Origin of the sequence: Pseudomonas sp. HS6 (assembly GCF_023375815.1) — a bacterium.
Lineage (GTDB): Bacteria > Pseudomonadota > Gammaproteobacteria > Pseudomonadales > Pseudomonadaceae > Aquipseudomonas.
The window spans coordinates 5,562,305-5,585,958 of sequence record NZ_CP067412.1; the positions used below are offsets into that span (position 1 = coordinate 5,562,305).

Below are 23,654 nucleotides of genomic sequence, written 5' to 3' on the forward strand. Positions count from 1 at the left end.
CCGCTTGTGTGAGCAGATGTTGTCCCGGTTGGGCTAACCGCCGCCCCTGGCCTATGCTGCAACCCATCGTTTTCGTTCCCGGTCGATTTCATGGGTCGCACCTTTGTCTACATCCTGCTGCTGATCGCCCTGCCCGCCAGCGCGCAGATCTACAAATACACCGACGCCAGCGGCAACACGGTCTACAGCGATCATGCGCCGGACGGCGTGAAGGCACAGCCGGTGGCGTTGCCGCCGCTCAACAGCGTCCAGCCTCAGGCTCCGAGTGCGCCGTCGTCAGACACGGCCAGCCGTGCGCCTGTGCGCAATGCCTATGAGGTGCTGGAACTGACCAGCCTGCCCACCGAAGAGGCTCTGCGCGCCAACAACGGCACGTTCACCGTCAGCGTGCAGATCAAGCCGCGACTGCAACCGCCACATCAATTGCGCCTGCTGCTGGACGACGCGCCTTACGGTCAACCGAGCAATGTGCCGATCCTGCAATTGGTGAACGTCGACCGGGGCGAGCATCGGCTGGCGGTTCAGGTGATCAATGGCGAGGCGATCATTCAGCAGAGTCCGGCAGTGGTTTTCACTGTGCAGCGGGTGCACAAGCCATGACTCGCGGATTGATCGCTGTGTGTCTGGCCCTGTTTGCGTTCGGCGCATCTGCCGAGGTCTTCACTTATGTCGATTCGCAGGGCAATCGGGTCTACACCGATCAACCGCGCGGCAATGCCAAGCGCGTGCCGCTGGCCACCAGCAACCGAATGGCTTCCAACCCGACCGGGGCGACGCCCATCACCACGGCTAAAAAATCACCGGAACAACCGCTGTTCCGCTACGACATGCTGCGGGTGCTGGTTCCCGAACCGGACGCCACCATTCGCAGCAGCGCCGGCGAATTGATCGTCAGCATCACCAGCGAACCGGGGCTGCAAAAAGGTCATCGCTATCGCCTGCTGCTGGACGGCCAGGCCACCGGCGAGCCCGGCCTTAGCCCGGTGTTCCCGCTGAGCAATATCGACCGCGGCAGTCATAACCTGTCGGTGGAGATTCTCGACGCACAGGATCGTATCGTCGAGCGCACCGCCAATCAGCCGTTCCACATGCAGCGCATCTCGCTGGCACAGAAACGCCAGGTCAAACCTTGCTCCACTGACGACTACGGCGTCCGCCCCGAATGCCCGCTGAAAGACAAACCCGTCGAACCGAAAAATCCCTTCCTGCGTTTCTTCTAACGCCGTTCAGCTTTGCGCACTATATTGGTGCAACAGTCTGCACCGTACCCACATTGCAACCCATTTTGGTTCGAAAGTACCCGACAGGGTCGGCGGATCGCCACGCAAACGAGCGTCAAACGCCCGTTTCAGGGGTCGAACGCTTCTTTTCGGAGCCTTGGTTTGGTTTTTGCATTTTCCTGATATCGGCGCTTGGTTCCTTGCGCACGCCTTGCTCCAAAAGAGGTCCTGATGACCATAAGCGACGCACTCCACCGTTTGCTGCTCGACAACCTGACCACCGCCACCATCTTGCTCGATGCCGAATTGCGCCTCGAGTACATGAACCCGGCGGCGGAGATGCTGCTGGCCATCAGCGGTCAGCGCAGCCATGGCCAGTTCATCAGCGAGCTGTTCACCGAGTCCACCGAGGCGCTCAATTCGTTGCGCCAGGCGGTGGAACAGGCGCACCCGTTCACCAAGCGCGAAGCGATGCTCACCGCCCTCACCGGCCAGACCCTGACCGTGGACTACGCGGTGACGCCGATCCTCAGCAACGGCGCGACCCTGCTGTTGCTGGAGGTTCACCCTCGCGACCGCCTGCTGCGGATCACCAAGGAGGAGGCGCAGCTGTCCAAGCAGGAAACCAGCAAGATGCTGGTGCGCGGCCTCGCCCACGAGATCAAGAACCCGCTGGGCGGTATTCGTGGCGCCGCGCAATTGCTGGCCCGGCAGCTGCCGGAAGACAGCCTGCGCGACTACACCAACGTGATCATTGAAGAGGCCGACCGCCTGCGCAATCTGGTCGACCGCATGCTCGGCTCGAACAAATTGCCGTCGCTGGCGTTGTGCAACGTCCACGAAGTGCTGGAGCGCGTCTGCCAACTGGTCGAGGCCGAAAGCCAGGGCTGCATCACGCTGGTGCGCGATTACGATCCGAGCATTCCCGACGTGTTGATTGACCGCGAGCAGATGATTCAGGCGGTGTTGAACATCGTCCGCAATGCGATGCAGGCAATCAGCAGCCAGAACGAGTTGCGCCTGGGCCGCATCAGCCTGCGTACCCGCGCGATGCGCCAGTTCACCATCGGCCATATCCGCCATCGCCTGGTGACCAAGATCGAGATCATCGACAACGGCCCGGGGATCCCGGCGGAACTCCAGGAAACCATTTTCTTTCCCATGGTCAGCGGCCGTCCGGACGGTACCGGGCTGGGCTTGGCCATTACCCAGAACATCATCAGCCAGCACCAGGGCCTGATCGAGTGTGACAGCCATCCAGGCCACACCACCTTCTCGATCTTTCTGCCACTGGAACAAGGAGCCACATCGACATGAGCCGTAGTGAAACCGTGTGGATCGTCGATGACGACCGTTCTATCCGTTGGGTCCTGGAAAAAGCCCTGCAACAGGAAGGCATGACCACCCAGAGCTTCGACAGTGCCGATGGCGTGATGAGCCGCCTGGCGCGCCAGCAGCCGGACGTGATCATCTCCGACATCCGCATGCCGGGTGCCAGCGGTCTGGACCTTCTGGCGCGGATTCGCGAGCAACACCCACGACTGCCGGTCATCATCATGACCGCTCACTCCGATCTGGACAGCGCTGTCGCCTCGTATCAGGGCGGCGCCTTCGAGTACCTGCCAAAACCGTTCGATGTCGACGAAGCGGTGTCGCTGGTCAAACGTGCCAATCAGCACGCCCAGGAACAACAGGGCCTGGAAGTCGCGCCGACCCTGACCCGCACCCCGGAAATCATCGGCGAAGCGCCGGCGATGCAGGAAGTGTTTCGCGCCATCGGGCGATTGAGCCACTCCAACATCACCGTGCTGATCAACGGCGAGTCGGGCACCGGTAAAGAACTGGTGGCTCACGCCCTGCACCGCCACAGCCCGCGTGCGGCCTCGCCGTTCATCGCGCTGAACATGGCGGCGATCCCGAAGGACTTGATGGAATCCGAGCTGTTCGGCCACGAGAAAGGCGCCTTCACCGGCGCGGCCAACCTGCGTCGCGGCCGTTTCGAACAGGCTGACGGCGGCACGCTGTTCCTCGATGAAATCGGCGACATGCCGGCAGACACCCAGACCCGACTGCTGCGGGTGCTGGCCGATGGCGAGTTCTATCGCGTTGGCGGGCACGTGCCGGTCAAGGTCGATGTACGGATCATCGCCGCGACTCACCAGAACCTGGAAACCCTCGTTCACGCCGGGAAATTCCGTGAGGACTTGTTCCACCGCCTCAACGTGATTCGCATCCACATCCCGCGCCTGTCGGACCGTCGCGAAGACATCCCGACCCTGGCCAAGCACTTCCTCAGCCGCGCCGCACAAGAGCTCGCAGTCGAGCCGAAGCTGCTGAAAAGCGAGACCGAGGAATACCTGAAAAACCTGCCATGGCCGGGCAACGTGCGTCAGCTGGAAAACACCTGTCGCTGGATCACGGTGATGGCGTCCGGGCGCGAGGTGCACATCAGCGACCTGCCGCCGGAACTGTTGAGCCTGCCGCAGGACTCGGCGCCGGTGACCAACTGGGAACAGGCCCTGCGTCAGTGGGCCGATCAGGCCTTGGCACGCGGTCAGTCGAGCCTGCTCGACAGCGCGGTGCCGGCGTTCGAGCGGATCATGATCGAGACCGCGCTGAAGCACACTGCCGGGCGTCGTCGTGACGCTGCGGTGCTGTTGGGCTGGGGCCGGAACACCCTGACCCGCAAGATCAAGGAACTGGGGATGAAGGTTGATGGCGGGGATGATGATGAGGGTGATGAAGGCTAAAACCTCGTTTGCTTGATTCTCTTGCTGGACTCACGATCCCTCCCCCTCACCCCAGCCCTCCCGAAACGTCGGACCGCCCCCAAGGGGGCGAGGGGAAAGGGAGCAGATCTCGGTTGAATTCAGACCTGAGTTCAACTCGATATTTCACGTCGGCGTAGCTTGAACAAACTTCTCGGTCAGTCCCCTCTCCCTCTGGGAGAGGGCTAGGGTGAGGGGGCAATTCCGGACCCGCCCACTAACCCCGCCACACCGCCGACCCGCCACGGGTGCACCACGACAAGGCACCAAGACCCGTAATCGCGCACAGCGCCACCCTTGCCTACTCCGTCGAATCCGCTGAAAAACCCAAATCCAGATTGCACAAAAGCCCCGTATTACGGGGCTTCCGTCATTGCTTCAGGCTTTTTTGTTTCAAAACGATAAAAACTGGCACGCCCCCTGCAATAACTCAGTCAGGTGATTCGTTTCACCAACCCTTTCGGGGGCCTTGGTACAGGCAGGCCGGGGATTCCCCTCTTTACACCGGACTCGATGAGTCCACCCTTTTGGGGCCCTTGATACAGGCAGGTCAGGGGTTCCTTCTTTACACCGGCTCAGTACGCGATGCGATGAGCCCGCCCGTTTCGGGAACCTTGGTACAGGCAGGCCGGGGATTCCCTCTTTTATTGCTCCCGGAGATGGATCTCCAGCCGCCAGCGGCCATCGACCTGGCTGCCGGCCCACTCCCCTTGCAGCGGTCGCGCTGCCACCAGCGTCAGCAACAAGCCCCCATCACTCAATCGCGTCCGCCAGTTCACGTCCTTGCCGTTGAGCTTGAGCTGGCCCTTCTGCGCCTTACCCTCGGCCTCGAACAACAGCGCAACGCTGCCATCGACGATCTCGCCGTGCAGCTTCGGCTCGTTGTTGAACCAGACCGCCAGACCGCCATCGATCACCTCGACCTGCTGCAAGACGCTCGGGTCAGGCGTGGTCAAACGGCCGATCATCATCCCGACCATCACACCGACGATCGCCAGCGACGCCATTACCCGCAGGAATAGTTTCGAACGCGGGTCTGCTTGCGGCGTAGAATGCGCGTCATCTTTACCTTCGGAGCCGTGCATGTTTCACGTCATCCTTTTTCAACCGGAAATTCCACCGAACACCGGTAACGTTATCAGGCTGTGCGCCAACAGCGGCTGCCACCTGCATTTGATCGAACCGCTGGGCTTCGAGATGGACGACAAGCGTCTGCGTCGCGCCGGTCTCGACTACCACGAGTATGCCACTCTGCAACGCCATGCCGACCTGGCCAGTTGCCTGGAAAGCCTCGGCCACCCACGGCTGTTCGCCTTCACCACCAAGGGTTCGCGACCGTTTCACGATGCCGCGTTCGTCCCCGGCGATGCCTTCATTTTCGGCCCGGAAAGTCGTGGCCTGCCGCCTGAAGTGCTGGATGCCCTACCCGCCGAACAGCGCCTGCGCCTGCCGATGCGCGAAGGTTGCCGCAGCCTGAACCTGTCCAACACCGTAGCGGTGGCCGTGTACGAAGCGTGGCGGCAAAACGACTTCAAGTAACGCCATTCGATCGCCCAAGAAAAAAGCGCCTGTAACGGCGCTTTTTTCGTTGTTGCATCGACCGCTTACTGAACGGTCGGGGTCTCGCCGGCTTCCTGCATGCGCTGCAGCTCTTGCGCGTACAGGGCGTCGAAGTTCACCGGGGCCAGCATCAGGGCCGGGAACGAACCACGGGTCACCAGGCTGTCCAGGGTTTCGCGAGCGTACGGGAACAGGATGTTCGGGCAGAACGCACCCAGGGTGTGGCTCATCGAAGCCGCGTCCAGGTTCTTGATCAGGAAGATACCGGCCTGTTGCACTTCAGCGATGAAGGCAACTTCTTCACCGTTTTTCACGGTGACGGACAGGGTCAGCACGACTTCGTAGAAATCGCCTTCCAGCGCCTTCTGACGGGTGTTCAGATCCAGACCGACCGCCGGGTCCCACTGCTGGCGGAAGATCGCCGGGCTTTTCGGGGCTTCGAAGGACAGGTCGCGTACGTAGATGCGCTGCAAGGAGAATTGCGGTGCGGTTTCTTCTTCGCTGGCTGCAGTGTTCTGTTGGTCAGTCATCTCAGATCCTTTCTGATCTTGGGTCTTTTAGGGTTCTTGGTTTGCAGGTGCAGCAGTTCAGGCCTTGAGCAGCGCGTCGAGCTTGCCGGCGCGCTCCAGGGCAAACAAATCGTCACATCCACCGACGTGAGTGTCGCCGATCCAGATCTGCGGCACGGACGTGCGTCCGGCCTTCTGGGCCATGGCGGCGCGCACTTGCGGCTTGCCATCGACCTTGATCTCTTCGAAGTCCACGCCTTTGTTCGCGAGCAGGTACTTGGCGCGCGAGCAGTAAGGGCAGTAATCGCTGGAGTAGACGATGACTTCGCTCATGTCACTTCACCAGCGGCAGGTTGTCGCCTTTCCAGCTGGAAATCCCGCCGGACAGCTTGGCGGCGGTGAAGCCGGATTTCATCAGCTCGCGGGCGTGGGTGCCGGCAGTCTGGCCCAAGGCATCGACCAGAATGATGGTCTTGGCCTTGTGTTTTTCCAGCTCACCGATACGGGCGGCCAGTTTGTCCTGGGGAATGTTCACCGCGCCAACGATGTGACCGGCGGCGTAATCCTTGCTCGGACGGATGTCCACCACCACGCCGGCTTCCTTGTTGACCAGTGCGGTCAGCTCGCCCGTGCTCAGGCTTTTACCGCCGCCCTGCACCGTGTGCGCCAGCAGCAATGCCAGCAGTACGACGAAGATACCGACAAGAATGTAGTGGTTAGTGGCAAATTCAATCAGGTGAGCAACCATCGAAGGAGGTTCCAGGGCGTTAAAATGTCGGCCAGTATACACAGCCACTATGGTCGGCCAAACCCCGTCCGGCGGTGACGCGGTCGGAACTTCGCTTTAAACTCCAACTCCCTTTTCCATCGCCCTCTTCTTTATTAGCCACGAGTGGATTCCATGACTACCACGCCTAAACCTTTGGTCCTGATGATTCTCGACGGCTTCGGTCACAGCGACAGCCCCGAATCCAACGCCGTCTTTGCGGCCAAAAAGCCTGTGCTGGATCGCCTGTGGGCCACTGTGCCGAACGGCTTGATCTCGGGCAGCGGCATGGATGTCGGCCTGCCGGACGGCCAGATGGGCAACTCCGAAGTCGGCCACATGAACCTCGGCGCCGGCCGCGTGGTGTATCAGGACTTCACACGCGTGACCAAGTCGATCCGCGACGGCGAGTTCTTCGAGAACCCGACCATCTGCGCCGCCGTGGACAAAGCCGTGGCCGCCGGCAAGGCTGTGCATTTCATGGGCCTGCTGTCGGATGGCGGCGTTCACAGCCACCAGGATCACCTGATTGCCATGGCCGAACTGGCCTTCAAGCGTGGCGCCGAAAAAATCTACCTGCACGCCTTCCTCGACGGGCGCGACACGCCGCCGAAAAGCGCCGCTTCGTCGATCGAACTGCTCGACGCGAGCTTCCAGGCGCTCGGCAAGGGTCGTATCGCCAGCATCATCGGCCGCTACTTCGCCATGGACCGCGATAACCGCTGGGACCGTGTTTCCCAGGCCTACAACCTGATCGTCGACGGCAAGGGCGAATTCAACGCCGCCACTGCTCAGGAAGGCCTGGAAGCCGCTTACGCCCGTGGCGAGAGCGACGAATTCGTCAAGGCCACCAGCATCGGTGAGCCGGTAAAAGTCGAAGACGGCGACGCCGTGGTGTTCATGAACTTCCGCGCCGACCGTGCCCGCGAACTCAGCCGCGTGTTTGTCGAAGACGGTTTCCAGGAATTCGAACGCGCACGCCAGCCAAAAGTGCAGTACGTGGGCCTGACTCAATACGCCGCCAGCATCCCGGCCCCCGCAGCCTTTGCGCCGGGCAGCCTGGAAAACGTGCTCGGTGACTACCTGGCGAAAAACGGCAAGACCCAGCTGCGCATTGCCGAAACCGAGAAATACGCACACGTAACCTTTTTCTTCTCCGGCGGTCGCGAAGAACCGTTCCCGGGCGAAGAGCGCATTCTGATCCCGTCGCCGAAAGTCGCCACGTATGACCTTCAGCCAGAGATGAGTGCACCAGAAGTCACCGACCGCATCGTCGATGCCATCGAACACCAGCGTTACGACGTGATCGTGGTCAACTACGCCAACGGCGACATGGTCGGCCACAGCGGTGTGTTCGACGCGGCGGTGAAAGCCGTTGAGTGCCTGGACACCTGCGTCGGCCGCATCGTCGAGGCACTGGAAAAGGTGGGCGGCGAAGCGCTGATCACCGCCGACCACGGCAACGTCGAGCAAATGGCCGACGAAGCCACCGGCCAGGCGCACACCGCGCACACCACCGAGCCGGTGCCGTTCATTTATGTGGGCAAGCGTGACCTCAAGGTCCGTGCAGGCGGCGTGCTGGCGGACGTGGCACCGACCATGCTCAAGCTGCTGGGCCTGGAAAAACCGGCGGAAATGACGGGCACTTCGATTCTGGTCTGATATCAAAAGCGCCCTGTAATCAGCCTGAAACGGCTTTTTATGACGAACGCCTCAAAGCAGTTGGCTTTGAGGCGTTTTTTTTGCAGCGTGGGGCGGGCATACTAGGCCGTCCCTTACCCTGGTGCCGCCCGCCTCTATGCTTCGCGTCCTGATCGCCCTCGCTCTGACATGCCTGCTCCAACCGGCCTTCGCTGACGAGCGCGCGCAAACCCAACAACAGTTGGACGCCACGCGTCAGGATATCGCCGAGCTGAAAAAACTGCTGGGCAAGCTCCAGGAAGAAAAGTCCGGCGTACAGAAAGAGCTCAAGGGCACTGAAACCGAGATGGGCAATCTCGAGAAACAGGTCGACGCCCTGCAAAAAGAGCTGAAGAAGAGTGAATCCGAGCTGCAGCGGCTCGATGCGGAGAAAAAAAAACTCCAGAGCGCGCGCACTGAACAGCAACGACTGATCGCCATCCAGGCCCGCGCGGCCTACCAGAACGGTCGGCAGGAATACCTCAAGCTGTTGCTCAACCAACAGAACCCCGAGAAGTTCGCTCGCACCCTCACCTACTACGACTACCTGAGCCAGGCCCGCCTGGAGCAACTGAAGAATTTCAACGAAACCCTGCGCCAACTGGCGAATGTCGAAAAAGACATCTCCGCCCAGCAAGCCCAGTTGCTGGTGCAGAAAAGCGACCTGGATACACAGCGCGACGCACTCGACAAGGTTCGCAAGGAGCGCCAGCAGGTGCTGGCCAAGCTCAACGACGACGTGAAAGCGCGCGATCAGAAACTGGCCTCCCGCGAGCAGGATCAGGCAGACCTGTCTAAAGTCCTTAAAACCATTGAAGAAACCCTGGCCCGCCAGGCCCGTGAGGCAGAAGAAGCGCGACAGAAAGCGCTCATCGCCCAGCAGGAAGCAGAAAAAAAGCGTTTGCGTGAGGCCCAGGCCCGCGCCGATGCGGACTCGGACACCAGTGACGCCCCGCGAAAACAAGCCAGACCTACCCCTGGCGCGCTGGTTTCCAGCAGCGGCGAGACGTTCGGCGGCCCTTTTGCTGCCACCCGGGGAAAACTTCCATGGCCGGTTGATGGTCGACTGCTGGCACGCTTCGGTGAAACCCGTGGCGATGATGCTCGCACCAAGTGGGACGGCGTGATGATCAGCGCCTCCGCCGGCAGCCAGGTTCACGCCGTACACGGCGGGCGCGTGGTGTTTGCCGACTGGTTGCGCGGTGCCGGGCTGCTGGTGATCCTCGACCACGGCAACGGTTTTCTGAGCCTTTACGGTCATAACCAGACGCTGCTGAAGTCGGCTGGTGACGTGGTAAAAGCCGGTGAGTCCATCTCCACTGTCGGTAGCAGTGGCGGGCAGGACACACCAGCGCTGTATTTCGCAATTCGTCAGCAGGGTCACCCGAGTGATCCGGCGCAATGGTGCCGCGCGCAAGGATAGGCGTTGAGTCACCAACTTTAGGAGTTCGTTCGACATGCTGCATTTGTCCCGTCTTACCTCGCTGGCCCTGACGATCGCCCTGGTGATCGGCGCGCCTCTGGCGTTCGCCGCTCAACCGGCCCCGGCTGTCGCTCCGGCAGGCACTGCTGCGACTTCCAAGGCCCCGCTGCCGCTGGAAGAACTGCGCACCTTTGCCGAGGTCATGGACCGGATCAAGGCCGCCTATGTCGAGCCGGTGGACGACAAAACCCTGCTGGAAAACGCCATCAAGGGCATGCTCAGCAACCTCGACCCACACTCGGCCTACCTCGGCCCGGAAGACTTCACCGAGCTGCAGGAAAGCACCAGCGGTGAGTTCGGCGGCCTGGGCATCGAAGTTGGCTCGGAAGACGGATTCATCAAGGTCGTGTCGCCAATCGACGACACCCCTGCATCGAAGGCCGGCATCCAGGCCGGTGACTTCATCGTCAAGATCAACGGCGCACCGACCCGTGGCCAGACCATGACCGAAGCCGTAGACAAGATGCGCGGCAAGATCGGCCAGAAAATCACCCTGACCCTGGTCCGCGACGGTGGCACACCGTTCGACGTGACCCTGGCACGCGCAGTGATCCAGGTGAAGAGCGTCAAGGCGCAACTGCTGGAATCGGGTTACGGCCTGATCCGCATCACCCAGTTCCAGGTCAAGACCGGCGAAGAAGTCTCCAAGGCCTTGGCCAAGCTGCGCAAGGACAACGGCAAGAAGCTCAACGGCATCATCCTCGACCTGCGCAACAACCCGGGCGGCGTGCTGCAGGCAGCGGTGGAAGTGGTCGACCACTTCATCACCAAAGGCCTGATCGTCTACACCAAGGGCCGGATCGCCAACTCCGAGCTGCGTTTCTCCGCCACCGGCAAGGACGAAAGCGAAGCGGTGCCAATGGTTGTGCTGATCAACGGTGGCAGTGCCTCGGCCTCGGAAATCGTCGCCGGCGCCCTGCAAGACCAGAAACGCGCCGTGGTCATGGGCACCACCAGTTTTGGCAAAGGCTCGGTGCAAACCGTGCTGCCGCTGAACAACGACCGTGCGCTGAAGATCACCACCGCACTGTACTTCACTCCGAACGGCCGCTCGATCCAGGCCCAGGGCATCGTCCCGGACATCGAAGTGCGCAAGGCCAAGATCACCAACGAGGCAGACGGCGAATACTTCAAGGAAGCCGACCTGCAGGGTCACCTGGGCAACGGCAACGGCGGCGCGGACAAACCGACCGGCTCCGGCGCGAAACCGAAAGCCATGCCGCAGGATGACGATTACCAGTTGGCCCAGGCTCTGAGCCTGCTCAAAGGCCTGAGCATCACGTCCGGCCGTTGAGGATGTCTTTGCGTTTCGTCTTTGTCCTGCTGTGCTGTCTGGCGGGTGCTGCTCACGCAGAACCTGCCAGACCAACACCTCAAAAAGCCTACCTGACACTGATCATCGACGACCTGGGGCAGAACCTGCCCCGGGATCGCCGCGTACTGGCCCTGCCCGGGCCGGTCACCACCGCGATCATGCCCGACACCCCGCACGCCACCGAATTTGCCCGCGAAGCCCATCGCGCCGGCAAGATCGTGATCCTGCATATGCCGATGGACCCGGCCACCGGGCCGTTCGCCTGGCATCCTGAACTGCCCATCGAGGAGCTTGAGAAACGGCTGAACGCCGCGTTCAAAATGGTCCCCTACACCGCCGGCATCAACAACCACATGGGCAGTCGCATGACGGCGCAACCGGTGGCGATGGCCTGGTTGATGGGTGAGCTGCAGCGCCGCCACAAGTTTTTCGTCGACAGCCGCACCAGTGCCCAGACCGTCGCCGCGCAGCAGGCGCAGAAGATCGATCTGGCGAGCGTTTCCCGGGATGTGTTTCTCGATGACGAGCGCACCGAAGCGGCAATCCTGACCCAATTGCAGACGGCGATAAGTCTGGCCCGCAAACAGGGTTCTGCGGTGATGATCGGCCATCCTTATCCACAGACTCTGGCCGTGCTGGAACGGGAACTGCCGAAGTTGAAAGCTCAAGGCATCGAGTGGATCGATATCAAACAAATGATCAGTGTGCGCAGCAATCGCGCCACGGCCGCTCATGGCAAAGACGGCGTCTACCGGTAAATGCTCTGAAACAACCGCCACACATAGTTACCGCCAGAAGACTTGCCCCAATCGGGATAGTCAGCCTCGCAAGTGCCAGCGACTCCTCGAGTCGCCTTTCAAACTTCAGGACTGACTATGACTACTGACAACAGCCACACCTTGCCTGTCGGGCAAACGGAATCGATAAAATCCGGCAACCTGCTGATCAACTTCACGACAGAATTCCACCGCATCTGGGATAGCCGGGGGTCCGACTCTGCGCCTGGTAGTTTCTGGCGCCTCGCCCCTGACCCCGACGCATTACCAGGTTATTTCCCGCTGGGCGACATCGTGGTTCGCGGGTACGACAATGTAAACGGCAGCAAAATTGTCGCCGTTGTCCGCGAGGGTGATGAAACACCAGCAGGCAAGGCTCTCAGCCGACCGATCGACTATGAAAAAGTCTGGAGAGACTCCAGCTCAGGCGCCGCAGCAGACTGCACCGTCTGGCGCCCGATCCCTCCGTCCGGGTATGTCGCCCTGGGAGTGGTCTGCTCCAATGGCCGAGACAAGCCGCTGCTCAATACTGTCCGATGCGTCCGGTCGGATCTCGTGGTGGCCGCCAACCTCGGCGATCTGATCTGGAGTGACAAGGGCAGTGGTGCCAGACAAAATTTCAGTGCCTGGCATATTGATCCTCCACCCGCACAACCCGGCGAAATATATTTCTCGCCTGGAAGTTTTTTCGCTGTCCAGAGCCACGGAAAGCCTGCTACCCCAGTGTCCTACGTTCTTCGAATGCAGATCCCTCGCCAGGTAAACCCCGCCCCAGAACCGCCGGAGCTTTCAGGTTACGAAGCACCCTCAGCGGTCGAACCGGCCAGAGTCACTCAGGTTGCACGACTGCCGTGGTTCGCCGTCAGAGAAAATCTGCAGCCCACAGAGCAATTGCGCACGTCGCCGTTCTACTGCCTGGAACGCACAGACCAGTACGTCCTGGTCGGACACACCTATAACACGGGCGACCAGTGCCGACCTGCCAAGTGGAAAGCTTTTCCAGTGCAGAACCCCATCATGCAGCAGATATTCAGCTCATTGACATCGATCAGGATCGATACGGCATGGCCGGCCAATGCTGTGAACAATGCCAGGGCAATCGAATTTTCGGCCTGTCTGCAGGAGGACTTCACCCACACTGAGCATTCAACCGGCGGCTGGAATGAATTGCGCCCTCTGGGCGTTATCGCCATGGCGGCGAAGTGCAAGGCGGTAGCGGTCTATCAAATCCAAAGCGACTATATGCTCAAGCGCGCTGACGGCACGAAAGTGGCGGTCAGCATCGGCTACTCGGATGACGAAAGCCTTCACCTTAGCGAATACCCGCAAGAGGTCGACACTCCGGCCATGCTCGCCCCGGCGTCCAGCACGGCCCTGGTAAAGGGCCTCGATCACGACGCAGTCGGCATCCTCGTTGAATCGCCGCCCGTGTCAGACCTGCCGCCCTCTATAGATAGCGCCCCATGATCTCGTCGACTACACCGTCCTTGCGCATCTGATCCAGGGCAGCCTGCAACTTGGCAACGGCTTCGTCCGGCACGTCCTTGTTCAGCGCCAGATACAGCTCAGCGCTGTTGAAGCGAAGCACGGTTTTCAACCCGGTCACGCCATCCTGCCGCGCCAGATAACGGCCGGCAGGATCGCCGGTGGCCCACAGGTCGATCTGACCGCTGACAAGCTTTTTGGCGTTGTCCTGATCGCGCAACACCACCACCGGCTTCAGACCCTGCTTGGTCAACGTCTCGGCAATCGCATCACCCTTGTAGGCGCCGATCTTGTATTTGCGCGCGTCATTCAGGGTTTCGAGGGTGATCTTGCTGTCGGCCTTGGCCAGCATGACCCAGTCATCCGGGCCAATCGGGCCAACCCATTTGAAGAGCTTTTCGCGATCCGGCAGGCGCGCCATCACGAAAGCCCCGTAACCGGGGTTCTCCAGCGCCAGCTTGTAGACCCGTTCCCAAGGGAAGCGCAGGGTCAGGCTGTAAGTGATGCCGGCTCGCTTGAACATCTCGCGCACGATGTCCGTGGCGATGCCGTTGATGTTTTCGTCTTGAGCGAAATTCTTGCCGTTCTTCGCCATGTTGTACGGCGGGAAGTTTTCGGTGAGGAGCACCAGATCGGTGTCGGGACTTTCTTCGGCGTGACCAGTGTTGATCAACAACAAGGAGGCACTGGCGAGGGCGAGAAGCAGGCGTTTGATCATGTCGGGCTACCGAAATCCATGGCGTGCCCAAGAGTGCCTTGGGTACGCCATGCTGTCCACTGGCCTGTATGGATGTTTAACGCATTACGATGCCGCGGTGAGCCATGTAGGCCTTGGCTTCCTGAACAGTGTATTCGCCGAAGTGGAAAATACTCGCCGCCAGTACTGCACTGGCGTGGCCTTCAAGAATGCCGTCGGCCAAATGCTGCAGGTTGCCAACGCCACCGGACGCGATCACCGGAATCCCCAGCGCATCACTGATGGCGCGGGTTACGCCGAGGTCGAAGCCGTTTTTCATGCCGTCCTGATCCATGCTGGTCAGGAGGATTTCACCGGCACCGAGGCCTTCCATTTTCTTCGCCCACTCAACGGCGTCGAGGCCGGTCGGCTTGCGGCCGCCGTGGGTGAAGATTTCCCAACGCGGGGTTTCGCCAGGGCCCGAGACCTTCTTCGCGTCGATGGCGACGACGATGCATTGCGAGCCGAAATGCTGCGCCGCTTCGCCGACGAACTCCGGGTTAAACACGGCAGCGGTGTTGATCGACACTTTGTCCGCACCGGCATTGAGCAAGTTGCGGATGTCCTGCACCGTCCGCACGCCACCGCCGACGGTCAGCGGGATGAACACCTGGCTGGCCATGCGCTCGACGGTGTGCAGCGTGGTGTCACGACCATCGACGCTGGCGGTGATGTCGAGAAAGGTAATCTCGTCGGCACCCTGCTCGTCGTAGCGACGAGCGATTTCTACCGGGTCGCCGGCGTCACGGATGTTCTCGAACTTCACACCTTTGACGACCCGGCCGTTGTCCACGTCCAGGCAAGGGATGATGCGTTTGGCCAGCGCCATGGTCAGTCCTCAGCCTTGGTAGGAGTCGCAGAAAGCTTGCGCTTCGGCGACGTCGAGGGTGCCTTCGTAGATCGCCCGGCCGGTGATTGCGCCGATGATGCCCGGCGCCTTGGCGTCAAGCAGCGACTTGATGTCACCCAGGTTGTGAATGCCGCCGGAAGCGATCACCGGGATTTTCGTCGCAGCAGCGAGCGCAGCGGTGAACGGTACGTTGCAGCCCTGCATCATGCCGTCTTTGGCGATGTCGGTATAAACGATCGAGGACACGCCGTCGGCTTCAAACTGTTTGGCCAGGTCGATGACCTGCACGGTGCTGATTTCAGCCCAGCCATCGGTGGCGACGAAACCGTCTTTGGCATCCAGACCGACGATGATCTTGCCCGGGAACGCGCGACAGGCTTCAGCGACGAACGCCGGATCCTTCACCGCTTTGGTGCCGATGATCACGTAGCTGACGCCAGCCTTGACGTAGTGCTCGATGGTTTCCAGCGAACGAATGCCGCCGCCGATCTGGATCGGCAGGGTCGGGTAGCGCTTGGCGATCGCGGTCACGACTTCGCCGTTGACCGGCTGGCCTTCGAAAGCGCCGTTCAGGTCGACCAGATGCAGACGACGGCAACCGCCCTCCACCCACTTGGCAGCCATGCTCACCGGGTCATCGGAGAACACTGTGGAATCTTCCATGCGGCCCTGGCGCAGACGTACGCAGGCACCGTCTTTGAGATCGATAGCGGGAATAATCAGCATCTGGCAAACCTTCAAATTTGAATGTTCAGCTTGGCTCGGAAATCAGTTTTTCTCGAGCGCCCACAGGTCGCTTTCGATGCTTTCAAACCGCTCCTTGAGGTGGGTCTGCACATCGAAAATCGCCCTGTTGTAATAGTGCGGAGCAATTTCGCGGGTAAACAGCTCAAGAATTTCCGCCGCCTCGAACGAACCCAGGTCGAGTTCGAAACGATCCTCCATGAACCGCTGGATCTTGCGATTGGCGTCGCTTTCCTGCTCGGGCGTGAGGGTCAGGATCGGCGGTTTTTTCTTGGCGGCCATTTACCAGCGACCGTCCCATGCAGCGAAGTTCTGCAGCAATTGCAGGCCATGGGTATGGCTCTTCTCCGGGTGGAACTGCACGGCGAAACGCGAACCTTCGGCCAGCGCAGCGGCGAAATCGACACCGTAATGACCGCTGCCGACTACTTGTCGCGGGTTACCGGCGGCGATGTAGTAGCTGTGCACGAAGTAGAAACGCGCCAGGTCCGGAATGTTGTGCCACAGCGGGTGATCCACCGACTGTTTCACTTCGTTCCAGCCCATGTGCGGGACTTTCAGGTGCTCGCCGTCTTCATGCAGGTCTTTGCCGAAGAACTTCACCGCGCCCGGGAACAGGCCGATGCAGTCGACGCCGTCGTTCTCTTCGCTGGTGTCGAGCAAGGCTTGCATGCCGACGCAGATGCCGAGGAACGGGCGATCCTGGCTGACTTCACGCACCAGCGAATCGAAACCGAGACGACGGATTTCCGCCATGCAGTCACGAATCGCGCCAACGCCTGGGAAAACCACGCGGTCGGCTTCGCGGATCACGTCCGCATCGCTGGTGATCAGCACCTTGCCGGCGCCAACGTGCTCGAGGGCCTTGGCCACCGAGTGCAGGTTGCCCATGCCGTAATCGATTACCGCAACCGTCTGCATTACAGCACGCCCTTGGTCGAAGGCATCTGGCCGGCCATGCGGTCGTCCAGCTCCACGGCCATGCGCAGTGCGCGGCCGAAAGCCTTGAACACGGTTTCGATCTGGTGGTGGGTGTTGGTGCCACGCAGGTTGTCGATGTGCAGGCTGACCAGCGCGTGGTTGACGAAGCCCTGGAAGAATTCCTGGAACAGGTCGACGTCGAAGCCGCCAACGGTGGCGCGGGTGTATGGCACGTGCATCTGCAGGCCCGGACGACCGGAGAAGTCGATCACTACGCGCGACAGTGCTTCATCGAGCGGCACGTAGGCGTGACCGTAGCGACGGATGCCTTTCTTGTCGCCAATGGCTTTAGCGAAGGCCTGGCCGAGGGTGATACCGACGTCTTCCACGGTATGGTGGTCGTCGATATGCAGATCGCCCTTGCATTCGATATCCAGGTCGATCAACCCGTGACGGGCAATCTGATCCAGCATGTGCTCAAGAAAAGGAACACCGATATCGAATCGGGCCTTTCCGGTGCCATCAAGGTTGATCGAGGCTTTGATCTGGGTTTCCAGAGTGTCGCGCTCGACAGACGCCTTACGTTCGGCCATCACCAGCTCCGCAAAATCATTGGGCGAAAAAGGCAGCCATTATAGGCACGCGGGGCCGAAACAGAAACACGAGACGTGATATGGCAGACGGATAGAAGCCCCGGCTGTCGCGGGTAGACATGTCCATACAAGCCATTACAGGCACCCTGAAAACAAATGTGGGAGCCGCCCGGACCAAGCCCGCTCCCACAGGGGTTCTGCGTTTTAACGATTACTTAGTGGAACAGCACCGCCGTCTTCTGCAGGGTCACCCACACACCCCACGCCAGCGGAATACCGACCACCAGCCAAGCAGCAACGGCCAACGGCTTGCTGCCCGGCGCGGCTTTCCACTCAAGCACGGTGCTGCTGTCAGCACCCTTGTCGTGGCCCAGCGCCTGTTCGGCAGCCAGTTCGGCGTCGGTCATGAAGTACTTGTCTGCCACCGGACGTACCAGCAGATTGCACAGGAAACCCAGCACCAGCAGGCCCGCGAGGATGTACAGGGTGATGTCGTAAGCCGCCGCGCGCTCAACGCCGATGCTCAACTGATATTCACGCAGGTAGTTCACCAGCACCGGACCCAGCACGCCGGCGGCAGCCCAGGCAGTCAGCAGACGACCATGGATCGCGCCGACCATTTGCGTACCGAACAGGTCGGCCAGATAGGCCGGAACGGTCGCAAAACCACCGCCGTACATCGACAGGATGATGCAGAACGCCGCCACGAACAGCGCAACGTTGCCCAGGTGACCAAGGTTCGGGATCAACGCGTACAGCGCAAAGCCCAGCGCGAAGAACACGAAGTAGGTGTTCTTGCGGCCCAGATAGTCCGAGAAGGACGCCCAGAAGAACCGGCCGCCGATGTTGAACAAGCTCAGCAGACCGGTGAAGCCCGCCGCAATTGCTGCGATCGAGGCCAGTTGCCCGGCGTCCAGTTGACCGAACGGCAGATCGACACCGATCAATTTGCCGCCGAACACTTCCTGCAACAGTGGCGAAGCCATGCCGAGGATGCCGATACCGGCGGACACGTTCAGGCACAGCACCAGCCACACCAGACGGAATTGCGGGGTTTTCCAGGCCACGTTCACGTGAACGTGGCGGTGGGTGATCATCGCGTTCGCGGCTTTCTTCGCCGGGGCGGTCCAGCCCTCAGGCTTCCAGCCGGTTGGCGGCACGCGGTAGGACAATGCGCCACCGATCATGAACACGAAGTAGATCGCGGCCATCACCAGGAAGCTCTGCCATACGCCGACGCTGGTTGGCGAAGCGAAATGGCCCATCAGCGCTGCGGCCAGTGGTGCACCGACCATCGCGCCACCACCGAAGCCCATGATCGCCATGCCGGTCGCCATGCCGCGCTTGTCCGGGAACCACTTGATCAGGGTCGAGACCGGCGAGATATAACCCAGGCCCAGACCGATACCGCCAATCACGCCGGAGCCGATCCACATCAGCCAGATCTGATGGGTATAGATACCCAACGCAGAAATCAGCAGACCACCGCACCAGCACAGTGCCGATACAACGCCGGCCTTGCGTGGCCCGGCGTGTTCGAGCCAGCCACCCCAGATCGCTGCCGAGCAGCCCAGGAAGATGAAGAACAGGGTGTAAATCCAGCCGAGCATGGAGATCGGCCAGTCGCATTGCGACGAGAAGACTTGTGCGATGAAGCTCATGTCCGGCGCGCAAGCCACCGGAGCGGTGATGCCCAGCGCCTTGGACAGCGGCAACCAGAACACGGAAAAACCGTAGGCCATGCCGATGCACAAGTGGATGGCCAGAGCGGCCGGTGGTACCAGCCAGCGGTTGAAACCGGGCTTGGCGATGATGCGTTCCTTGGACAGGAACGCAGGCTGGGCGGCGCTGAGGCCGTCCGCCGTAATGCTCGTGCTCATTGTGTATCCCCCAATTATTAGTATGGTTCGCCAGCCACTGCTCACCCCCGGCCTTTATGCACGCAGGCATGACCGTGTTGGTGGGTGAAGCTCCTTGAGGCGCGACCAAAAGTCGCAGAAGGGCGGACGAACGGGCGAAGGTTACCATCTGCACGTGACAGAAAAACCAAACTGATATCACCTTTTTTGAGTCATCTGATCTCCTGCGACTGGGGAACCCTCGTACCGACCGTTGTCGAAGCGCTACACGTGGCGGATCGACAGGTTCCTCAGGACGCCGCACCAGCGCGGGGTTATGCAGCGCTATACTCCCCGGCTAAATTACGAATTCGACTAACTACAAGGACTCGCCCATGAAAGCGTTCGGCAAAATCCTGGGTCTGGTACTTCTCGGGCTGTTGCTGATCATTGTGGCGGCGGGCTTCGCCCTGACCCACCTCTTCGATCCCAACGACTACAAAGACGAGATCCGCCAGATAGCCCGCGACAAGGCCCACATCGAGCTGACGCTCAATGGCGATATCGGCTGGAGCCTGTTCCCGTGGCTCGGCCTGGAACTGCACGAGGCCAGCGTCGCCACCCTGATCAAGCCTGACGAACCGTATGCCGATCTGCAGATGCTCGGTCTGTCCGTACGCGTGCTGCCGCTTCTGCGCCGCGAAGTGCAGATGAGCGATGTGCGTGTCGAAGGCCTGAACCTGCGCCTGAACCGTGACAAGAACGGTCACGGCAATTGGGAAGACATCGGCAAACTGCCTGCCCCAGCGCCTGCGCCGGGCAGCACCCCGCCGGTGGCCACTGGCGAGCCGGTCGCCGAAACGCCTGCGCAGCCGGAAAAACCGCCGCAGCCGATCCGCCTCGACATCGACAGCCTGACCGTCAACAACGCCCGCGTTGAATACAACGACGAGCAGACCGGCAAGCAGTTCAGCGCCGAAAGCATCCAGCTGAGCACCGGCGCGGTACACGACTCGACCAACATTCCACTGAAAGCCACGGCGTTCCTCAGTACCAATCAGCCCGTGCTGCGGGTACGCACCGAGCTCAATGGCGAACTGCGTATCGAGCGTGCCCTGCAACGCTACAAGTTCGAGGACATGAAGTTGTCCGGCGAACTGACCGGTGATCCACTGCAAGGCAAAGCCATGACGTTTTCCGCCCAAGGCCAGATCCTGCTGGACAAGGCTGCGAACGTCGCCGAATGGACCGGGATCAAGATCTCCGCCAACCAGTTGCGCGCGCTGGGTGAACTGAAGGCCAACGATCTGGACAAGACCCCGCAGATCACCGGCGGAATTTCTATCGCTCAGTTCGATCTGGCGAAATTCGTCGACAGCATCGGCCAGACCCTGCCAGCCATGGCCGAAGGCAGCCTGAGCAAGGTCGAGCTGGTCAGCCGTGTCTCTGCCACACCGACCAGCGTGGCGCTGGACAACATCAATCTGAAACTCGACGACAGCAGCTTCAGCGGCCGCATCGCCGTCGAAGACTTCGCCAAACAGTCACTGCGGGCGATCCTCAAGGCCGACACGTTCAATGTCGACCGCTACCTGCCGCCGAAATCGGAAAAAGCCGCCAGCGCCACCCAGGCGCGTCAGACCGAAGTCGCCAGCACCGAAGCCGATGCCATGGCCGGCGCCGGCAGCACCCCGCTGCCGGACAAGCCGAGCAAAAGCGCCTGGAGCACCGAGCGACTGCTCCCGGTGGAGCGCCTGAGCAAACTGGACGTGAACGCCGACCTGACCTTCGGCCAGTTGACCCTCGACAAGTTGCCGATCCAGAACGCCGCACTGAAAGCCACCGGCCAAGGCGGCCTGTTGACCCTGGAGAACCTGCGCGGCGAGCTGTACAACGGCGACTTCGAAGCCAAGGGCACTCTCGACGTACGCCAGACGGCGCCGGTGCTGAACCTGCAAACCCGGATCAACCGCGTGCCGGTGGAAAAAATCCTCGAAAGCCAGGGCAAGAACCCGCCGGTCAAAGGCCTCGTGAACCTCACCAGCACTGTCACCGGTAGCGGCAACAGCCAACAGGCGCTGATCGATACCCTCAACGGCAACGCCAGTTTCGTGATCAATAACGGTGTGCTGCTCAACGCCAACCTTGAGCAGCAACTGTGCAAAGGCATCGCCACCCTCAACCGCAAATCCCTGAGCGGCGAACCGCGGGGCAAGGACACACCGTTCCAGGAGCTCAAGGGCAATCTGACCTTCCGCAACGGCGTCGCCAGCAACCCGGACCTGAAAGTTCGCATCCCGGGCATGACCGTCAACGGTGACGGCGACATCGACCTCAAGGTGCTCGGCATGGACTATCGCGTCGGCATCATCGTCGAAGGCGACACCAGCGCCATGCCGGACCCGGCCTGCCAGGTCGGCGACAAGTTCGTTGGCATTGAGTGGCCGCTGCGCTGCCGTGGCCCGCTTGAACTGGGCGCCAAGGCGTGCCGCGTGGACAACGAACGCCTCGGCCAGGTCGCGACCAAAATGGCCGGCGACAAACTCAGCGAAAAAATCGACGAAAAACTGGGCGACAAAGTCAGCCCTGAACTGAAAAACGCATTGAAGGGGCTGTTCAAGCGATGAGAGCGGAGCAGTTTTCCACGGCGGTGCTGGAATGGTTCGACCGCCACGGCCGCCATGATTTGCCTTGGCAACAAAACATCAATCCGTATCGGGTTTGGGTGTCCGAGATCATGTTGCAGCAGACTCAGGTCAGCACCGTGCTCAATTACTTCGACCGCTTCATGGCCGCGCTGCCGACGGTCGAAGCCCTGGCCGAAGCGCCGGAGGACGAAGTGCTGCACCTGTGGACGGGCCTGGGTTACTACACTCGCGCGCGCAACTTGCAGAAGACCGCGAAGATCGTCGTCAGCCAGTACGGCGGCGAGTTTCCCCGTGACGTCGAGAAGCTCACGGATTTGCCGGGCATCGGCCTGTCCACCGCTGGCGCGATTGCCAGCATCAGCATGGGCCTGCGCGCGCCGATCCTCGACGGCAACGTTAAACGGGTGCTGGCGCGTTTTACCGCACAGGAGGGCTACCCCGGCGAGCCGAAGGTGGCCAAACAGCTGTGGGCTAACGCAGAACGCTTCACACCGCAGGATCGAGTCAACGCCTACACCCAGGCGATGATGGATCTGGGCGCAACGCTCTGCACCCGCAGCAAGCCGAGCTGCCTGCTGTGTCCGCTGGAAAAGGGCTGCGAAGCGCACATGCTTGGCCTGGAGACGCGCTACCCGATTCCCAAGCCGCGTAAAGCCATCCCGCAGAAACGCACGCTGATGCCGCTGCTGGCCAACGAGGAGGGCGCGATTCTGCTTTATCGCCGCCCGTCCAGCGGATTGTGGGGCGGTTTGTGGAGCCTGCCGGAACTCGACGACCTCGACGACCTGCAACACCTCGCCGCGCAGCACTCGCTGAAAATGGGCGAGCAGCAGGTGTTGCCGACCCTCGTCCACACCTTCAGCCACTTCCAGCTGTCCATCGAACCCTGGCTGGTTCAGGTACAGGAGGCTGGCGGTCACGTGGCCGAGGCCGACTGGCTCTGGTATAACCTCGCCACCCCGCCGCGCCTGGGCCTCGCCGCCCCGGTCAAGACCTTGCTCGAACGCGCGGCCGCCGTCTTGAATGCAGGAGAGTCGACATGACCCGCACCGTAATGTGCCGCAAGTACAAAGAACAACTCGAAGGTCTGGAGCGCCCACCGTACCCGGGCGCCAAGGGCCAGGACATCTTCGAACACGTCTCGGCGAAGGCCTGGGCCGACTGGCAGAAACACCAGACCCTGCTGATCAACGAAAAACGCCTGAACATGATGAACGCCGAAGACCGCAAATTTCTTCAGGGTGAAATGGACAAGTACTTCTCCGGCGAGGAATACGCCCAGGCGGAAGGCTACGTGCCGCCAGCGGAATAACCCCCGAAAAACGGGGGTCGGATCGTAAGCGACGGAATTAATTTAAGAAATTTTAAAAAAGTGTTTGACGTAAATCCGAAAAACCCTTTTAATGCGCCCCGTTGCCCAGATAGCTCAGTCGGTAGAGCAGGGGATTGAAAATCCCCGTGTCGGCGGTTCGATTCCGTCTCTGGGCACCAAATACCGAAAACCCTGAATCGCAAGATTCAGGGTTTTTTTATGCCTGCGATTTGATGGCGACCGGATTGCGCCCTTCTTGCAGGCCGGAATTCGCGGTACTTTTCCCAACCCTTACGGAAGAGGGTCATCCCCGCGATGAACCAGAAAAGAACACGCGTCCCCCTGCCCCACCCGACTCCCTGTCGCCAGAGCCGCACTTCGTTCTGGCTGACGCTTCTGGTCGGGCTGTTGATAACGTTCGCCATTGGCGCGTCGATTTACATGATCATC

Annotated in this window: 24 protein-coding genes and 1 tRNA gene; 14 read left to right on the forward strand and 11 right to left on the reverse strand. The window is 60.9% G+C overall.

The features are described from left to right. The first annotated feature begins 90 nt into the window (after nucleotides 1–90). The 4 genes from JJN09_RS25225 (at nucleotide 91) to ntrC (ending at nucleotide 3,970) form a co-directional block, all read left to right on the forward strand. Nucleotides 91–600 carry a DUF4124 domain-containing protein gene (locus JJN09_RS25225; protein ID WP_249484234.1) on the forward strand — a complete coding sequence of 170 codons (510 nt, stop codon included), beginning with the start codon at nucleotides 91–93 and terminating at the stop codon, nucleotides 598–600. Then, complete coding sequence (locus tag JJN09_RS25230) at nucleotides 597–1,220, forward strand: DUF4124 domain-containing protein (RefSeq protein ID WP_249484235.1); 624 nt, start codon at nucleotides 597–599, stop codon at nucleotides 1,218–1,220. Before JJN09_RS25225 ends, JJN09_RS25230 begins: the two co-directional genes overlap by 4 nt. A 231-nt stretch (nucleotides 1,221–1,451) precedes the next feature. After that, nucleotides 1,452–2,537 (forward strand): nitrogen regulation protein NR(II), encoded by a 1,086-nt coding sequence (glnL, locus tag JJN09_RS25235; protein ID WP_249484236.1) that lies wholly within the window; start codon nucleotides 1,452–1,454, stop codon nucleotides 2,535–2,537. After that, nucleotides 2,534–3,970 carry a nitrogen regulation protein NR(I) gene (ntrC, locus tag JJN09_RS25240; RefSeq protein ID WP_007952518.1) on the forward strand — a complete coding sequence of 479 codons (1,437 nt, stop codon included), beginning with the start codon at nucleotides 2,534–2,536 and terminating at the stop codon, nucleotides 3,968–3,970. The genes glnL and ntrC overlap by 4 nt, the downstream gene beginning before the upstream one ends. 662 nt (nucleotides 3,971–4,632) lie before the next feature. On the opposite strand, the gene JJN09_RS25245 is transcribed toward ntrC, so the two are convergent. Continuing rightward, nucleotides 4,633–5,073: a hypothetical protein gene (locus JJN09_RS25245; protein WP_249484237.1), complete on the reverse strand. Its 441-nt coding sequence runs from the start codon at nucleotides 5,071–5,073 to the stop codon at nucleotides 4,633–4,635. On the opposite strand from JJN09_RS25245, the gene JJN09_RS25250 reads away from it, so the two are divergent. Next, on the forward strand, nucleotides 5,072–5,527 hold the full coding sequence (locus JJN09_RS25250; protein ID WP_041071426.1) for a tRNA (cytidine(34)-2'-O)-methyltransferase: 456 nt from the start codon (nucleotides 5,072–5,074) through the stop codon (nucleotides 5,525–5,527). The two genes, JJN09_RS25245 and JJN09_RS25250, sit on opposite strands and share 2 nt — an antisense overlap. A gap of 65 nt (nucleotides 5,528–5,592) precedes the next feature. Here the strand turns inward: JJN09_RS25250 and secB are convergent, their stop codons facing one another. From secB to JJN09_RS25265, 3 genes are read right to left on the reverse strand one after another with little or no spacing between them, the layout of a single operon-like run. Then, the gene (gene secB / locus JJN09_RS25255; protein WP_085733279.1) at nucleotides 5,593–6,078 is read right to left on the reverse strand and encodes a protein-export chaperone SecB; all 486 of its coding nucleotides are present in this window, start codon (nucleotides 6,076–6,078) and stop codon (nucleotides 5,593–5,595) included. Nucleotides 6,079–6,135: 57 nt separating this feature from the next. Then, entirely contained in the window at nucleotides 6,136–6,390 is a 255-nt protein-coding gene (grxC, locus tag JJN09_RS25260) for a glutaredoxin 3 (protein ID WP_249484238.1), read from the reverse strand. A 1-nt stretch (nucleotide 6,391) separates the two neighbouring features. Then, the gene (locus JJN09_RS25265; RefSeq protein ID WP_096821962.1) at nucleotides 6,392–6,805 is read right to left on the reverse strand and encodes a rhodanese-like domain-containing protein; all 414 of its coding nucleotides are present in this window, start codon (nucleotides 6,803–6,805) and stop codon (nucleotides 6,392–6,394) included. A 153-nt stretch (nucleotides 6,806–6,958) separates the two neighbouring features. Here JJN09_RS25265 and gpmI point away from each other — a divergent pair, with 153 nt between their 5' ends. The 5 genes from gpmI to JJN09_RS25290 all read left to right on the forward strand — a co-directional run bounded on the left by gpmI (nucleotide 6,959) and on the right by JJN09_RS25290 (nucleotide 13,544). Beyond that, on the forward strand, nucleotides 6,959–8,485 hold the full coding sequence (gene gpmI / locus JJN09_RS25270) for a 2,3-bisphosphoglycerate-independent phosphoglycerate mutase (RefSeq protein ID WP_249484240.1): 1,527 nt from the start codon (nucleotides 6,959–6,961) through the stop codon (nucleotides 8,483–8,485). 136 nt (nucleotides 8,486–8,621) lie between these two features. After that, the gene (locus JJN09_RS25275; protein ID WP_102622641.1) at nucleotides 8,622–9,926 is read left to right on the forward strand and encodes a murein hydrolase activator EnvC; all 1,305 of its coding nucleotides are present in this window, start codon (nucleotides 8,622–8,624) and stop codon (nucleotides 9,924–9,926) included. A gap of 34 nt (nucleotides 9,927–9,960) precedes the next feature. Then, a complete protein-coding gene (locus JJN09_RS25280; RefSeq protein WP_096821959.1) occupies nucleotides 9,961–11,280 on the forward strand; it encodes a S41 family peptidase in 1,320 nt (439 codons plus the stop codon). A 2-nt stretch (nucleotides 11,281–11,282) separates the two neighbouring features. Next, nucleotides 11,283–12,059, forward strand: coding sequence for a divergent polysaccharide deacetylase family protein (locus JJN09_RS25285; RefSeq protein WP_249484244.1), 777 nt, complete (start codon nucleotides 11,283–11,285; stop codon nucleotides 12,057–12,059). Between the two features lie 117 nt (nucleotides 12,060–12,176). Beyond that, a complete protein-coding gene (locus JJN09_RS25290) occupies nucleotides 12,177–13,544 on the forward strand; it encodes a Vps62-related protein (RefSeq protein ID WP_249484246.1) in 1,368 nt (455 codons plus the stop codon). Here the strand turns inward: JJN09_RS25290 and JJN09_RS25295 are convergent. The 7 genes from JJN09_RS25295 to JJN09_RS25325 all read right to left on the reverse strand — a co-directional run bounded on the left by JJN09_RS25295 (nucleotide 13,525) and on the right by JJN09_RS25325 (nucleotide 19,286). Beyond that, a complete protein-coding gene (locus tag JJN09_RS25295; RefSeq protein ID WP_249484247.1) occupies nucleotides 13,525–14,280 on the reverse strand; it encodes an ABC transporter substrate-binding protein in 756 nt (251 codons plus the stop codon). The two genes, JJN09_RS25290 and JJN09_RS25295, sit on opposite strands and share 20 nt — an antisense overlap. A 76-nt stretch (nucleotides 14,281–14,356) precedes the next feature. Further along, nucleotides 14,357–15,127 (reverse strand): imidazole glycerol phosphate synthase subunit HisF, encoded by a 771-nt coding sequence (gene hisF, locus JJN09_RS25300; protein WP_007897430.1) that lies wholly within the window; start codon nucleotides 15,125–15,127, stop codon nucleotides 14,357–14,359. A 9-nt stretch (nucleotides 15,128–15,136) separates the two neighbouring features. Continuing rightward, a complete protein-coding gene (hisA, locus tag JJN09_RS25305; RefSeq protein ID WP_003220753.1) occupies nucleotides 15,137–15,874 on the reverse strand; it encodes a 1-(5-phosphoribosyl)-5-[(5-phosphoribosylamino)methylideneamino]imidazole-4-carboxamide isomerase in 738 nt (245 codons plus the stop codon). A gap of 42 nt (nucleotides 15,875–15,916) precedes the next feature. Beyond that, the gene (locus JJN09_RS25310) at nucleotides 15,917–16,174 is read right to left on the reverse strand and encodes a DUF2164 domain-containing protein (RefSeq protein ID WP_085712766.1); all 258 of its coding nucleotides are present in this window, start codon (nucleotides 16,172–16,174) and stop codon (nucleotides 15,917–15,919) included. Continuing rightward, entirely contained in the window at nucleotides 16,175–16,813 is a 639-nt protein-coding gene (gene hisH / locus JJN09_RS25315; protein ID WP_085712765.1) for an imidazole glycerol phosphate synthase subunit HisH, read from the reverse strand. It abuts the gene before it with no gap. Further along, nucleotides 16,813–17,406 (reverse strand): imidazoleglycerol-phosphate dehydratase HisB, encoded by a 594-nt coding sequence (gene hisB, locus JJN09_RS25320; RefSeq protein WP_100940330.1) that lies wholly within the window; start codon nucleotides 17,404–17,406, stop codon nucleotides 16,813–16,815. The genes hisH and hisB overlap by 1 nt, the downstream gene beginning before the upstream one ends. Nucleotides 17,407–17,621: 215 nt before the next feature. Continuing rightward, a complete protein-coding gene (locus JJN09_RS25325) occupies nucleotides 17,622–19,286 on the reverse strand; it encodes an OFA family MFS transporter (protein ID WP_249484248.1) in 1,665 nt (554 codons plus the stop codon). Nucleotides 19,287–19,639: 353 nt separating this feature from the next. On the opposite strand from JJN09_RS25325, the gene JJN09_RS25330 reads away from it, so the two are divergent. The 4 genes from JJN09_RS25330 (at nucleotide 19,640) to JJN09_RS25345 (ending at nucleotide 23,383) form a co-directional block, all read left to right on the forward strand. Next, nucleotides 19,640–21,871: an AsmA family protein gene (locus JJN09_RS25330; protein ID WP_249484249.1), complete on the forward strand. Its 2,232-nt coding sequence runs from the start codon at nucleotides 19,640–19,642 to the stop codon at nucleotides 21,869–21,871. Continuing rightward, a complete protein-coding gene (gene mutY / locus JJN09_RS25335; protein WP_249484250.1) occupies nucleotides 21,868–22,935 on the forward strand; it encodes an A/G-specific adenine glycosylase in 1,068 nt (355 codons plus the stop codon). The genes JJN09_RS25330 and mutY overlap by 4 nt, the downstream gene beginning before the upstream one ends. Continuing rightward, nucleotides 22,932–23,204 (forward strand): oxidative damage protection protein, encoded by a 273-nt coding sequence (locus JJN09_RS25340; protein ID WP_007952551.1) that lies wholly within the window; start codon nucleotides 22,932–22,934, stop codon nucleotides 23,202–23,204. Before mutY ends, JJN09_RS25340 begins: the two co-directional genes overlap by 4 nt. A 103-nt stretch (nucleotides 23,205–23,307) precedes the next feature. After that, a tRNA-Phe gene (locus JJN09_RS25345) sits at nucleotides 23,308–23,383 on the forward strand. The last annotated feature ends 271 nt before the right edge of the window (nucleotides 23,384–23,654 follow it).